The organism is Chryseobacterium sp. 6424 (assembly GCF_003692615.1).
Lineage (GTDB): Bacteria > Bacteroidota > Bacteroidia > Flavobacteriales > Weeksellaceae > Kaistella.
The window spans coordinates 1,037,867-1,050,682 of the sequence record NZ_CP023540.1 but is presented as its reverse complement, the minus strand read 5'-3'; the positions used below and the strand labels follow the sequence as shown (position 1 = coordinate 1,050,682).

Annotated in this window: 15 protein-coding genes; 4 read left to right on the top strand and 11 right to left on the bottom strand. The window is 43.5% G+C overall.

All coding sequences use genetic code 11. The features are described 5' to 3' along the window. Positions 1 to 67: 67 nt before the first annotated feature. Positions 68 to 832 (bottom strand): MBL fold metallo-hydrolase, encoded by a 765-nt coding sequence (locus CO230_RS04875; protein WP_122027567.1) that lies wholly within the window; start codon positions 830 to 832, stop codon positions 68 to 70. Between the two features lie 55 nt (positions 833 to 887). Between CO230_RS04875 and CO230_RS04870 the strand changes: the two genes are divergently transcribed. Both CO230_RS04870 and CO230_RS04865 read left to right on the top strand, forming a co-directional pair. Continuing rightward, the gene (locus CO230_RS04870; RefSeq protein ID WP_122028894.1) at positions 888 to 2,315 is read left to right on the top strand and encodes a TonB-dependent receptor; all 1,428 of its coding nucleotides are present in this window, start codon (positions 888 to 890) and stop codon (positions 2,313 to 2,315) included. Positions 2,316 to 2,329: 14 nt separating this feature from the next. Continuing rightward, the gene (locus tag CO230_RS04865; RefSeq protein ID WP_122027566.1) at positions 2,330 to 2,779 is read left to right on the top strand and encodes a GAF domain-containing protein; all 450 of its coding nucleotides are present in this window, start codon (positions 2,330 to 2,332) and stop codon (positions 2,777 to 2,779) included. Between the two features lie 25 nt (positions 2,780 to 2,804). Here CO230_RS04865 and CO230_RS04860 read toward each other — a convergent pair whose 3' ends face one another. Further along, positions 2,805 to 3,308: a GNAT family N-acetyltransferase gene (locus CO230_RS04860; protein ID WP_122027565.1), complete on the bottom strand. Its 504-nt coding sequence runs from the start codon at positions 3,306 to 3,308 to the stop codon at positions 2,805 to 2,807. Between the two features lie 82 nt (positions 3,309 to 3,390). Next, positions 3,391 to 4,719, bottom strand: a complete 1,329-nt coding sequence (locus tag CO230_RS04855; RefSeq protein WP_122027564.1) for a dihydrolipoamide acetyltransferase family protein — start codon at positions 4,717 to 4,719, stop codon at positions 3,391 to 3,393. 177 nt (positions 4,720 to 4,896) lie between these two features. Between CO230_RS04855 and CO230_RS04850 the strand changes: the two genes are divergently transcribed. Then, positions 4,897 to 5,190, top strand: a complete 294-nt coding sequence (locus CO230_RS04850; protein ID WP_122027563.1) for a putative quinol monooxygenase — start codon at positions 4,897 to 4,899, stop codon at positions 5,188 to 5,190. Here the strand turns inward: CO230_RS04850 and lipB are convergent. The 8 genes from lipB to CO230_RS04810 are packed head-to-tail and all read right to left on the bottom strand — an operon-like array spanning position 5,166 to position 12,335. Continuing rightward, complete coding sequence (lipB, locus tag CO230_RS04845) at positions 5,166 to 5,909, bottom strand: lipoyl(octanoyl) transferase LipB (RefSeq protein ID WP_122027562.1); 744 nt, start codon at positions 5,907 to 5,909, stop codon at positions 5,166 to 5,168. The genes CO230_RS04850 and lipB overlap by 25 nt on opposite strands. Before the next feature lie 49 nt (positions 5,910 to 5,958). Next, positions 5,959 to 6,705, bottom strand: a complete 747-nt coding sequence (trpA, locus tag CO230_RS04840; protein WP_122027561.1) for a tryptophan synthase subunit alpha — start codon at positions 6,703 to 6,705, stop codon at positions 5,959 to 5,961. A 10-nt stretch (positions 6,706 to 6,715) separates the two neighbouring features. Beyond that, entirely contained in the window at positions 6,716 to 7,897 is a 1,182-nt protein-coding gene (gene trpB / locus CO230_RS04835) for a tryptophan synthase subunit beta (RefSeq protein WP_122027560.1), read from the bottom strand. Positions 7,898 to 7,899: 2 nt separating this feature from the next. After that, the gene (locus tag CO230_RS04830; RefSeq protein ID WP_122027559.1) at positions 7,900 to 8,535 is read right to left on the bottom strand and encodes a phosphoribosylanthranilate isomerase; all 636 of its coding nucleotides are present in this window, start codon (positions 8,533 to 8,535) and stop codon (positions 7,900 to 7,902) included. Then, on the bottom strand, positions 8,525 to 9,310 hold the full coding sequence (gene trpC / locus CO230_RS04825; protein WP_122027558.1) for an indole-3-glycerol phosphate synthase TrpC: 786 nt from the start codon (positions 9,308 to 9,310) through the stop codon (positions 8,525 to 8,527). The genes CO230_RS04830 and trpC overlap by 11 nt, the downstream gene beginning before the upstream one ends. Before the next feature lie 8 nt (positions 9,311 to 9,318). Further along, positions 9,319 to 10,305, bottom strand: coding sequence for an anthranilate phosphoribosyltransferase (gene trpD / locus CO230_RS04820; RefSeq protein WP_122027557.1), 987 nt, complete (start codon positions 10,303 to 10,305; stop codon positions 9,319 to 9,321). Positions 10,306 to 10,318: 13 nt separating this feature from the next. After that, the gene (locus tag CO230_RS04815) at positions 10,319 to 10,885 is read right to left on the bottom strand and encodes an anthranilate synthase component II (protein WP_122027556.1); all 567 of its coding nucleotides are present in this window, start codon (positions 10,883 to 10,885) and stop codon (positions 10,319 to 10,321) included. Between the two features lie 31 nt (positions 10,886 to 10,916). Continuing rightward, positions 10,917 to 12,335: an anthranilate synthase component I family protein gene (locus CO230_RS04810; RefSeq protein ID WP_122027555.1), complete on the bottom strand. Its 1,419-nt coding sequence runs from the start codon at positions 12,333 to 12,335 to the stop codon at positions 10,917 to 10,919. 247 nt (positions 12,336 to 12,582) lie between these two features. Between CO230_RS04810 and CO230_RS04805 the strand changes: the two genes are divergently transcribed. Next, positions 12,583 to 12,798, top strand: coding sequence for a hypothetical protein (locus CO230_RS04805; RefSeq protein ID WP_122027554.1), 216 nt, complete (start codon positions 12,583 to 12,585; stop codon positions 12,796 to 12,798). Positions 12,799 to 12,816: the final 18 nt, after the last annotated feature.

The following is a 12,816-nucleotide window of genomic DNA, read 5'->3' as shown; positions in this document are numbered from 1 at the left end:
AGAATATTTTTTAAAATCTCAGAAATAATTTTTACAGTTTATCTATAATACATTATTACGCAAGCAATTAAAATACTATTTCAAGGCCGTCATATGCCAGCGCAACACCCTCAGGAAGTTCGTCATAAGCATCCTGATGTAAACCGAAATGATGCGAAATATGCGTGAGGTAAAGCATTTTTGGTTTCAGTTCCTCATATAAGGCAAGCACATCAGGCAAAATAAAATGTGCCGGATGAGGATGTTCCTTCCGGATGCAGTTAAGGATTAGATAGTCCAACCCCATCAATTTTTCTTTCTCATTTTCACTAATGAAGCTCGCATCTGTTATATAAGCGGAATTTTTAAATTTAAAACCAAAAACCGGTAGTCGGTGATGCAATACCTCAACCGGCGTAATGGCTGCATCAAACAACATAAACTCCGCGGAGATCTGATGAAGTTCGAATGATGGCGCGCCGGGGTACTTCTCATCCGCAAAACCATAGGAAAAACGCGTCCGAAGTTCATCTCCTACTCTTTCCGCACAATAAATAGGCATATCGCTTTTATTCTTGAAAATCAGTGGCCGAAGATCATCCAGACCAATTACATGATCATTGTGTTCATGGGTAAGAAGCACCGCATCTATCTGTCTTTCGTTATTTTCCAGCATTTGCATCCGAAAGTCGGGGCCACAGTCAATCAATATTTTATGGCCGTTATCAGTGGTAACCAGCGCGGAAGATCGGAAGCGGCGGTCCCGCGAATCACCTGATGTACATACATTACATGTACAGCCTATAACCGGTACTCCCTGTGAGGTACCTGTTCCTAAAAATTTCAACGTCATATTTTGAGGTTGGTATTATTTCAGTAAATTTACGACAAAATAAGATTTGCACGTGATTAATCAAAAATTAACACCAAAGCAGAAAGCTTTAGCCATTAATTTAGACTCTGATATTTACGGTACTTTTGCTGAGATTGGTGCAGGGCAAGAGACTGTACGTCATTTTTTCCGTGCCGGTGGTGCTTCACGTACCATCGCAAAAGCCATGTCGGCATACGACAAAGATTTCAGTGATGCCATTTACGGTAAAGAACCAAAAAACCGATACGTCACCCAAAACCGGTTGCGAAAAATGCTGCGTTATGAGGTCGCCCTAATCGAGGAACGTCTTTCGCGCGAGAACAATCCGGGGCGTAAATTCTTCTCCTATGCCAATACCGTAACCACCATCAACTTCAATAAGACCATGAAAGGCCATGGCTGGGTAGGATTGCGCTTCCAGTTAGAGGAAACTGAGGATTACAGCGAAATTGTTTTCCACGTAAAATTCAATGAAAATGATGCGACTTTACAGCAGGAAACCCTCGGAAGCCTTGGCGTAAACCTTATTTATGGCGCTTACAACTATGCCGACAATCCACGCCGGTTGATAGAATCGCTGTACGATGACATCTCTACCGATAATATCGAGATTGATATGATCGACTTCAGCGGACCTGCTTTCTCGTATGTAGATAACCGTTTGATGAGCCTTCAACTGGTAAAAAGCGGACTAACGGACGCGGTAATCTTCAATCCTGAAGGTAATAACATGCTGCCTGCGGATGTACTTTATAAGAAAAACATCTTTGCGGTAAGGGGGAGTTTCCGGCCGGTAACGCTTGTCAACATCGATATGTTTGAGCGTGGCCTTGAAATGTTCATGAAAGACACTTGCTGCAGTGTAGAGGATACAGTGGTACTTTTCGAAATCACCATCTCAAACCTGCGCGCCGCGGGAGATATTGATGAACGGGACTTCCTCGACCGTGTAGATGTGCTGGCAAAACTCGGCTATACTGTCATCATTTCAAACTTCTCGGAATATTATCGTCTTATTGATTATTTCGCGGGCTATACCCAAGGCAAAATAGGTGTCGCGATGGGTGTGAACAATCTGTTGGACGTGTTTGATGAAAAATATTACAAAAGCCTCTCGGGCGGTATCTTGGAAGCGTTCGGGAAATTCTTCCGACAGGACATGACCGTGTATCTGTACCCGTACAAAGATCCGGAAACCCATGAACTGCTGACATCAAATAACCTGAAAGTAAGCGATAATCTTAAAGAATTATATAAATACTTTAAACATAACCGCCGGATTGTAGACATTAAAGACTACAACCCCAACCACTCTGAAATTTACTCGCGTGATATTCTGCAGAAAATCGCCAATCACGAGTCGGGCTGGGAAAACCAGGTGCCGGAAGGTGTGGCCGACATGATCATAGAACGCGGAATGTTCGGTTATAAAGAAGAACTTAAACTAAAGGAATTTTCCTGAAAAAACATAAAAACATGTCTGAAATTAAAAAACGACTTTCTGTAATCCTAGAGAGTCCCACAAGCGATATTAACGATAAACTACAGAAAATCTGCCAGTTGCTGGATCAGGAAATTCCGTATTTTAACTGGACAGGATTTTACTTCAAAAACGGAGCTAAAGACGAACTGGTTCTCGGTCCCTATGTAGGCGCGGAAACCGACCACACCATCATCCCTTTCGGGAAAGGGATCTGTGGACAGGTAGCCGTTTCCAACGAAACATTCGTGGTGCCCGACGTTCATGAGCAGGACAATTACCTAAGCTGCTCTATTGATACCAAAGCCGAGATCGTAGTACCAATCATCAAAAATGGTGAAAATATTGGCCAAATTGATATTGATTCCCATACCTTGGACCCATTCACGGAGGAGGACCGCGAGATGCTCGAATGGCTATGCGATGAAATCGCGAAAATCTATTAAACAGATAAAAAACTAAAAGTGCGGATTATGATTCCGCACTTTTTATATCTATCTTTTCGTTGGCCAACGCTGCGACCGCGTCTTGGTCTAATCTAAAGACCGTCCATTCTTCCATTGGTTTGGCGCCCAGTTTCTTATAAAATTCGATGGAAGGCGTATTCCAATCAAGTACCGACCATTCCATGCGTCCACAGTTTTCTGTTTTTGCGATGGTCGCCAACTCGCGCAGCAATGCTTTGCCATAGCCTTTGCCACGATGTTCAGGCTCAATGAAGAGGTCTTCGAGATAAATGCCAGGTTTACCCACAAACGTTGAAAAATTATAGAAATACAGCGCGAAACCTACCGGCTGCCCATGTTCTTCCGCAATCAGCACTTTAGCGAAATTTCTATCGAAAATGTTCTTCTGAAGCTCCTCCACGGACGTCGTAACCGCATCGGATAATTTTTCATAAGCAGCTAATTTCCTTATTAAATCATAAATCAATGTGCTGTCCTCTGGCAGTGCTTTTCTAATTCTGAGATTCATCCCTCTTTTTTTTATTCAAATTTAGAGAAAACAATCTAAAAAAAAAGAACCCCCGGTCTAGTCTGGAGGTTCATTTTAGAGATCAGATCTCGGTATCAAGATCCCAGTTTTGCAGGTAATCGTGCACATGCTTCAGAAACATGCCTCCCAACGAACCATCTACTACCCGGTGATCGTAAGAATGCGACATAAACATCATCTGGCGTACAGCAATGACATCACCGTCCTTAGTCTCCAGTACCGCAGGCTTCTTCACGATTGCGCCAATGGCAAGGATGGCCACCTGTGGCTGTGGAATAATGGGTGTCCCCATTAAATTACCGAAACTCCCAACATTGGAAATGGTATAAGTGGCACCCTGAGTGTCTTCAGGTCTCAGTTTTTTGTTTCTTGCACGATATGCAAGGTCGTTGATGGCCTTTGCCAAACCGGAAAGCGAAAGTTGATCGGCATTCTTAATTACCGGAACAATTAAATTACCATCCGGCAGCGCAGTGGCCATCCCGATATTGATATTTTTCTTTTTAATGATCTTATCACCATCTACTGATACATTTATCAATGGGAAATCCTGGATGGCTTTTACCACCGCACGCACAAATATGGGCATGAAGGTAAGTTTCTCGCCTTCTCTTTTCTCGAAAATGGCTTTATGCTTAGCGCGCCACCTTACCACATTCGTTACATCAGATTCGATGAATGAGGTTACGTGTGGCGAAATACGCTTGGAGTTTACCATGGCATCTGCAATAATCTTGCGTACACGATCCATCTGGATGATTTCATCTCCCTGCGAAACCTGTACTGGCGCTGCAACTGGTGCCGGAGCTGTTTGTGGCTGTACCGGGGCTGCAGATGTAGTTTCAGTCGGCGTCATGGCTTGGCCGCGGTTGGCGACGAATGCCAGAATATCTTCTTTGGTGATGCGACCTTCAAGGCCGCTTCCTTTAATTGATGTAAGTTCGGTTTCCGAAATATTTTCCTGCTGCACGATGCTTTTTACCAAAGGTGAAAGGTAGATATCGCCGGAAAGTGTGGCTACATCAAATCTCTGCTGGGTTTTGTCGAGCTCCTTAATTTCTGCTTCTGTAAGTTGCGGTAGGTCGGTTTGTACTTCATCGGCAGACTTTGGCTCCTGAGACTGGCTTTCAACCGGTGCGCTGTTGTCCCCATCCACTTCCAGGATGGCTATGGCTTCACCAATCTTTGCTACCTCATCTTTCTGTTTCAGGATTTGTATGATTTTACCCGAAACCGGTGTCGGAACATCAGAGTCTACCTTGTCGGTTGCAATTTCTACTACGGAATCATCTTCCTTTACGATATCTCCTTCGTTTACCAGCCAGTTGATAACCGTAGCTTCCATCACTCCCTCTCCCATTGACGGAAGTAGTAATTTATATTCTGCCATTTTTTGTTTTTGGATTTTTACAAAGATAAAATTTTTTACGGATTAGCGAAATGCGAATTTTTAAGCCAATTTTTTAGCGTTTCTGTAATGTGCATCTTTAATGAATAATGTTTGGCAACACGCCAAATACTTTCAAAAACCCATTCCTTTGCGTCAAGTTTTTATTACATTTGAAGTATGAAAAAACTGTATATCGTTGCGCTCTTTCATTTTCGGGAAACTCACCTGATGGAAGCCGCTGAACTGCTGAACAAACTCGTCACCGAAACCCGAAAAGAAGCTGGTTGCCTGCAATACGACCTTATTGAAGACCAAGACAACAAAGGTGTATTTTTCCTTATCGAACTTTGGGAAAATGACGAGTCACACTACCGCCATACCGCTACCGAACATCTGGCTGATTTCCGGAAGAATGCCGCGCCGCTACTGGAAAGTGAAACCGAAGTCTATAAAGGCGCCAAACTTTTCTGAACAATCACGGCCTCAAACACTTCCATGAAGTGTTTTTTTATTTTATCCTTCAGCACGGTAAGATCTTCTTCGCTGAACGTACGGCCTAATTCGCGTTGTAGAGAAGTGACAGATTTATCCTTAATCCCACACGGAATGATATATTCAAAATAACGCAAATCGGTATTTACATTGAGTCCGAAGCCGTGCATGGTTACCCATTTCGAGGTTTTAACGCCCATCGCGCATATTTTTCTGGTATAGGGCATCCCCACATCCAGCCACACTCCTGTTTGGCCTTCGCTGCGTTCGCCTTTCAAGCCGTATTCGGCGATGACACGGATGATGACTTCTTCCAGATTTCGCATGTACAGGTAAATATCTGATTTGAAATTATCCAGATCCAGCACCGGATAGCCAATCAACTGGCCAAAGCCGTGGTAAGTGATATCTCCACCACGGTTGGTTTTCACGAAAGTGGCATTAATTTCCTGTAGTTTGGCCGAATTTGCCAACATATTTTCTTCATGGCCAGATTTGCCGAGCGTATAAACATGCGGATGCTCCACAAAAAGAAAGTAATTGGGTGTTTCCTGGTGTTCTTCATCGGGGCGGGCACGGTTTTCAAGTTTAATGGAAATAATGTGTTGCATCAGCTGATCCTGATACTCGAACGCCCGTTCATATTCCATAAGTCCCAAATCCTGAAACTGCAAAGTCCTGTTCTGTACTTTTGTCATTGTAAATGCTGAAGGTTCTGAAAATAAAAAACTGGCTCAAAAATACAATTTAATTTATTATGCTTTGAATAAAACTATATCCTTCCTGCTCCCAATCTTCGCTGTTCATCAAAATCTTTACGAAGGCAGAACCAATGATTCCGCCGTCTGTATGTGCCGTCACCTTCTCGAAATCTGTTTTATCCTTAATACCAAAACCTACCATCACCGGATTTTTTAATCTTAACTGGCCAAGCCGGTGCAGATAAGCTTCATTATCTACCGGTTTTGCATCATTTCCTGTGGTGGAAGAGCTGGAGACAGCGTATAGAAAGCCTGAACTCAAAGAATCCAGATAATAGATCCGTTCATCAGAGGTCTCGGGTGTGATAAGAAAGATAAAATCTAGCCCATAACTGCGGAGTATCTTACCATAATTCCTCTCAAATTCAATCGGTGGAAGATCAGGAATGATGATACCGGAAACGCCTGCGGCAGCACACTCTCGACAGAAATCCTCGAAGCCAAACCTTAATACAGGGTTTATATAACCCATCAGAATAACCGGTATCCGTATCTCGTCTTTTATGGTTTTAAGTTGATTTAACAGGAGTTGTATCGTCATGCCATTTTGCAGCGCCCGATCGTGCGCATGCTGTATCACCGGGCCATCTGCTACCGGATCGGAGTATGGCATCCCAATTTCTACATAATTCGCCCCGGCATTTTGTATGATCTTCAAGACTTTGGATGTATCATCCAGCGCAGGGATTCCTGCGGTAAAATAAATATTTAGAGATTTTTTTATAGCATTCATGTCTATGATTCTAAAGATGTTTAAGGTAAGTCTCCATGTCTTTGTCACCTCGTCCGCTAAGGCAAATTACTACCACCTCTTCCACAGAAAATTTCTTCTTTCTGAGGATAGCCAGCGCATGGGAACTTTCGAGCGCGGGAATTATTCCTTCAGTACGTGTCAGTTCAAACGCTGCTTCGAGTGCTTCATCATCATTGATGCTTAAAAACTCAGCCCGTTGTTCCTGAAAAAGATGTGCATGGAAAGGCCCAATGCCCGGATAATCAAGACCTGCCGAGATTGAATGTGGCTCAATCACCTGCCCGTCATCTGTCTGCATCACCAGGCTTTTGCTGCCATGCAGTACGCCCAGAGTGCCCAAAAAAGTTGTTGCCGCCGACTTACCGGAATCCACACCGAATCCCCCAGCTTCCGCTGCGATGAGTTTCACCCGAGGTTCTTCCACAAAGTGGTAAAACGCACCCGCCGCGTTGCTTCCGCCACCCACACACGCCAATACATAATCTGGATTCTCACGGCCGGTTTTTTCTTTTAGCTGTGTTTTAATTTCTTTGGAAATGACGCTTTGGAACCGCGCTACCAAATCCGGGAAAGGATGTGGCCCCACCACACTGCCAATGATGTAATGCGTAGTTTGTGGATTATTGATCCAATCGCGCAGCGCTTCGTTTACCGCATCTTTCAGGGTACGCGAACCAGAAGTCGCAGGGATTACAGTAGCACCCAACATCTTCATTCGTGCTACATTGGGGGCTTGGCGTGCAATATCTACTTCGCCCATATACACCACACACTCCAACCCAAGCAGTGCACACGCGGTGGCCGTAGCAACGCCATGTTGGCCGGCGCCCGTTTCTGCGATAATGCGGTTTTTACCCAGGCGTTTTGACAGTAGGGCCTGCCCCAGCGCGTTGTTGATCTTGTGCGCTCCGGTATGGTTGAGGTCTTCGCGTTTAAGGTAAATCTGTGTCTGATAGATTTCGCTAAGGTTTTTCGCATGATATAAAGGTGTGGCACGGCCCACATAATTCATCAGCAAGTCCTGGAATTCTGCCTGAAAATCTTCAGATTCAATGATGCCCAGATATTCATTTGCTAATTGTTCGACGTTCGGGTACAGCATTTCGGGCACGAAGGCGCCACCAAACTCACCATAATAGCCGTTTTCATCGGGGTTTTTATATTTTTTCATCTTTATTTATTTAAGTTTTCGATTAAAATTTCAAGGGCAGAAAGATTTTTTTTTCCTGGAGAGAGTTCAAATTTCGAGTTGACATCCAAAGCAAAAGGCTGATTTACAAGACATTTGTAATACTTATGATTTTCAAGGGAAATGCCACCGCTTAGAAAATAGGGTTTGGTTATTTCGAGTTGATCTAAAATCTGCCAACTGAAGGCCTTGCCGGTTCCGCCGTAATTTTCCGAATCCGTATCAAACAATATAGCACTGATGCCTTCGGGTAAACTATTGATCTGGTGCTGTAGCACGGCGGTGGTTTGTTTGCCGATCCTCACTGCTTTGATGAGGTCTATTTTGCCTTCAAAAGTCTTGCTGAGTTGCTGTATTTGGACATCATTTTCATCCCCATGAAGTTGTATCATATCCAATGAGGCTTCTTGTACGATCTGCACAATATTTTCGGTTTTTTCATTGACAAAAACGCCTACTTTTTTCGTTGTAGTGATTGCTTTGATGCTATTCAGACTCAAGTGTTGAAGCGCATATCTGGGAGATTTCTCGTAAAAGATAAAACCCATAAAATCAATATTCATCGCTGTTAGCGCATGGATATCGTTGCAATTGGTGACTCCGCAAACTTTAATTTTCATGAGAGACGTTTTGAATAAACTGCTGGAAAACGAGGCCAGGATCTGCATTTTTCATGAAATATTCGCCCATTAGAAATCCCTGAAACCCGTGCTGTTCTAAGAATAAATAATCATCGATGCTATAGATGCCGCTTTCTGCAATGGCTATAGCGCCGGATGGCAAAAGGTTTTTAAGATTTACCGAATGCTGCAGATCTACAACGAAATCTTTGAGGTTTCGGTTATTGATTCCGACAAAATCTACTTTATCATGGTAATGTTTCAGTTCTTCTTCGATATGGATTTCGAGTAACACTTCCAGACCCAGTTCGTGCGAAAGTGCTGTAAACTCATCTACCTGCGCTGGTGACAGGCATGCAGCAATTAACAGAATTACATCGGCGCCGTGCGCTTTGGCTTCATGAAACTGGTACTCGTCTATCATAAAATCTTTGCGTAAGATAGGGATCTGTACCGTTTGCCGCGCCATTTTAAGATCGGCAATTTGCCCTCCGAAGAACTCGTGATCCGTCAGCACCGAAACCGCAGACGCACCATATTTTTCGTAATCGGTCACTGTTTCCTGCACGCTGGCTGTACCGTTAATGATGCCTTTACTGGGTGATTTTTTTTTGTATTCCGCAATAATGCCGGGCGATAGCGCTAAACGGTCCTTGAGTGAAAAAGTTTTCCGTGAATAATTAGCAAGTTCTTTCAGTTCGTTGATAGGCAATAGCTTTTTAGCTGTGGCGACCTCTTGGTGCTTATGTGTGATGATTGTATCTAAAATACTCATGATGATGTTTATTTAATGATGTTTTTCAGGCTTTTAAGGGCGTTACCACTATCAAGGCTTTCTTTCGCCATAGCTAAACATTCCTCATAGGATCCAAATTTTCCGGTGGTCTTCAGCGCCATTGCAGCGTTGGCAAGCACCACAGCCCGTTGTGCGGCCGTGCCTTCTCCCAATAGAATTTTCATAAAAACTTCCGCGGCTTCTTTCTTTGAATTTCCACCGGAAAGTTCTTCCGCTTGAATACTCTGAAAGCCAAGTTGCTGGGCAGAGTAAATATGTTCCCCGGATTTGCTGAAGATTTTGGTATCGCCAGTAAGGGAAATTTCATCATACCCATCAAGCCCATGTACAAGCAAAAAATCCGGGTCTTTTTTCTGTAAAAGATATTGGTAGATCCGTGCGATTTCGAGGTTATATACACCAATCATCGAGAAATTGGGTTTTGCGGGATTCACCAATGGGCCTAAGACATTGAAAAACGTTCGTAAACCCAATCCTTTCCGCAGGGGCGCCACCGAACGTAAAGCCGGATGAAATAGTGGCGCATGCAGAAAACAGATATTCCCACGTTCGAGATCTCGCTGCAGGCCTGCCGCATCAGCTTTAAACTGATAGCCGAGTTCCTCGAGCACATTGGATGAGCCCGAAATGGCGGAAACCCCGTAATTCCCATGCTTGCCTACTGTTTGCCCAGCGCCAGAGACAATGAATGCGGACAGCGTAGAAATATTAAATGTATTTTTACCGTCGCCACCTGTGCCTACAATATCTACCAGATCGTGGGTGCCCAAATCTACAGTGACCGCAAGATTCAGCAAAGCTTCACGAAACCCTTCGAGTTCCGCTAAAGTAATGCTGCGCATGAGGAATACGGTTACAAAGGCGGTTACCTCATTATCATTAAACTTGTTCTGGGCAATTTCAGTAAGAATCGCTTTGGCTTCGGCCTTCGAGAGGGTATGATGATTAAAAAGATATTGTAAGATCTGCTTCATTGCTTGTGGCGGTTTAATTATTTAAAAAATTCCTTAGAATCGCTCTTCCATAAGGCGTCAAGATGCTTTCGGGGTGATATTGAACTGCGTGTACATCGTAGGTTTTGTGTTTCAAACTCATGATGATGCCGTTTTCATCCACACTGGTTACCACCAGCTCTTCAGGAAAACCTTCGGTGTTAACCGCCCAGGAATGGTACCTGCCTACTTCTATAGTTTCAGGAAGACCATCTAGAATATGATGTTCAGTTATTTTTTTTGCGGAGGTGGCTACGCCATGATAAATCTCTGAAAGATTAATCAAACTGCCGCCAAATGCTTCTGCGATCGCCTGCTGACCAAGGCAAACACCTAAAAGTGACTTTTGGGGCGCATACGCTTTAATGACTTCCAACAGTAAGCCCGCTTCCGAAGGGATGCCCGGTCCGGGGGAAAGGATGATCTTGTCATAGGCAGCGATATCGGCCAGCGAAATCTCATCATTACGGAACACCGCTACTTTTTCTGCCGTAATCTGCTCTATCATCTGCACCAGATTGTAGGTGAAGCTGTCGTAATTATCGAGTACCAGTATCTTCATTTTCTTATATATTAGTATGTGGGGTTTTGATTTAAAGTTTTTCTGCTTTAATAATAGCCTTCTTCAAAGCACCAAGTTTATTGTTCACTTCCTGGAGTTCGTTTTCAGCGGAAGATTTTGCCACGATGCCAGCGCCCGCCTGGTAGAAAAGCGTATTATTTTTACTAAGGAAAGTACGGATCATAATCGCCTGGTTACAATCCCCGTTAAAACCTACAAAACCTATCGAACCCCCATAGAAATTGCGCGAGGTTCTTTCATACGCATCAATTAACTGCATCGCACGGTACTTCGGTGCCCCACTCAGGGTGCCTTGTGGGAAAGTGGTTGACATCATTTCAAAAGGATTCTGACCTTCGGGCACTTCCGCGGAAACTTCAGAGACCATGTGGATGACGTGCGAGAAAAACTGTATCTCTTTCAGTTTTGTTACCTGTGTATTTTTACCAAGAATGCTTAAATCATTTCTGGCAAGATCTACCAGCATGGTGTGTTCGGCATTTTCCTTGGGATCATTCTTTAGCTCTTCGGCTAACTGTAAATCCTGCTTTAAATCTCCGCTGCGCTTGAAAGTTCCGGCTATCGGATGTATCACCGCCTTGCCATCTTTAATGACCAGTTGGCTTTCCGGACTCGAGCCGATGAGTTTGTAATCCCCGTAATCAAAGTAAAAAAGATAGGGTGAAGGATTGATGTTTCGCAGGGCACGATACACATTAAATTCATCCCCCGTGAAACGCTGCTCGAATCTTCTGCTGAGCACCAACTGAAAAACATCACCACGGAAACAGTGCTTTCTGGCCAACTCCACCGAATTTTTATACGCTTCGTCCGTCAGGTTTGATGTTTCTGCGCCTACTTTTACAAATGGGAAAACGGGCGCGTTTTTCTGCTGAATGAGGTTTTCTATCACCGAAATTTCAGACTTCAGACCATCAATTTTATTTTCAATCAAATACATCTCATCGTTATGATGATTGATGGCGATAACATACTGATAAAGCCTGTAACGCAACAGCGGAATCGCATGCGCCTCCTGATTTCCCTTAAACCTAATATTTTCAAAGAACGGAACCGCATCATAGGAAGTATATCCATACAGTCCCTGTGCAACATTTGCGAGCGCGTTTGTTTGCGTTTCGCATACAAAACTCTGGCAAAAAGCATGAAGCAAATCTGTGACTTTTATATCCGAAATACTGATTTTTTCAGCGGCAGAGAGCGGAAATTTGATTTCAGCCTCCTCCTGATTTCTTATTTCTATCCCAGCCACTGCATTAACTGCGATGAATGAAAAATTATTATCAGCACTTTGGTTGCCAGCGCTTTCCAGAAGAATGGTGTCGCGGAACTGGTCGCGAAGACGCAAGTAAATGCCTATCGGTGTAAAAAGGTCACTCAAAGTGGTTTTCACCACCGTTCTAAGTGTAATATGCTGCTTAAATTTCATAAATAGATAAGTTTAAAACAAAAAAAAGACTTCAACACAAGTCAAAGTCTTAGAATGATGATTCCACAAGGAAATATTTTTACACAACAGCAGTGCATTCAAGACTTTGAAAGTATTGAAGCCACCACCAGTTTGTATGCATTGTCGTTTTCACTAAGGCAAATATAGTAAAGTTTTTCAATCTGCAAGCGTTATTATAAAAATCAATTAAATATTAATCTATATTTTTGTTGAAATTAATTAAACAATGAAAAATTTTATTGCAACAGTATTCGTAAGCGGTTTGATATTGGCAAGCTGCTCGAAAAAAGAAACCGAAACCGAAAGCAACACCATGCTACAGGAACCTGAAGTAAGCACCGTACAGCAAGATACCGCTACCAAAGCTTATGGCGACGGCTCTCCGCTGGCACCAGATTCTGTAGTGATTGAGCCTGCACCGCAGGCAGGTCAGGCACAGTAATTTCAGCCAAACCTATCT

Bases quoted from the DNA above. Each gene is read 5' to 3' on its own strand.
- trpA (WP_122027561.1), bottom strand. From the start codon at position 6,705: ATGAATGCTATAAAAAAATCTCTAAATATTTATTTTACCGCAGGAATC.
- CO230_RS04815 (WP_122027556.1), bottom strand. From the start codon at position 10,885: ATGAAGATACTGGTACTCGATAATTACGACAGCTTCACCTACAATCTG.
- lipB (WP_122027562.1), bottom strand. From the start codon at position 5,909: ATGACAAAAGTACAGAACAGGACTTTGCAGTTTCAGGATTTGGGACTT.
- CO230_RS04850 (WP_122027563.1), top strand. From the start codon at position 4,897: ATGAAAAAACTGTATATCGTTGCGCTCTTTCATTTTCGGGAAACTCAC.
- trpC (WP_122027558.1), bottom strand. From the start codon at position 9,310: ATGAGTATTTTAGATACAATCATCACACATAAGCACCAAGAGGTCGCC.
- CO230_RS04855 (WP_122027564.1), bottom strand. From the start codon at position 4,719: ATGGCAGAATATAAATTACTACTTCCGTCAATGGGAGAGGGAGTGATG.
- trpD (WP_122027557.1), bottom strand. From the start codon at position 10,305: ATGAAGCAGATCTTACAATATCTTTTTAATCATCATACCCTCTCGAAG.
- CO230_RS04805 (WP_122027554.1), top strand. From the start codon at position 12,583: ATGAAAAATTTTATTGCAACAGTATTCGTAAGCGGTTTGATATTGGCA.
- CO230_RS04865 (WP_122027566.1), top strand. From the start codon at position 2,330: ATGTCTGAAATTAAAAAACGACTTTCTGTAATCCTAGAGAGTCCCACA.
- CO230_RS04875 (WP_122027567.1), bottom strand. From the start codon at position 832: ATGACGTTGAAATTTTTAGGAACAGGTACCTCACAGGGAGTACCGGTT.
- CO230_RS04810 (WP_122027555.1), bottom strand. From the start codon at position 12,335: ATGAAATTTAAGCAGCATATTACACTTAGAACGGTGGTGAAAACCACT.
- CO230_RS04830 (WP_122027559.1), bottom strand. From the start codon at position 8,535: ATGAAAATTAAAGTTTGCGGAGTCACCAATTGCAACGATATCCATGCG.
- trpB (WP_122027560.1), bottom strand. From the start codon at position 7,897: ATGAAAAAATATAAAAACCCCGATGAAAACGGCTATTATGGTGAGTTT.
- CO230_RS04860 (WP_122027565.1), bottom strand. From the start codon at position 3,308: ATGAATCTCAGAATTAGAAAAGCACTGCCAGAGGACAGCACATTGATT.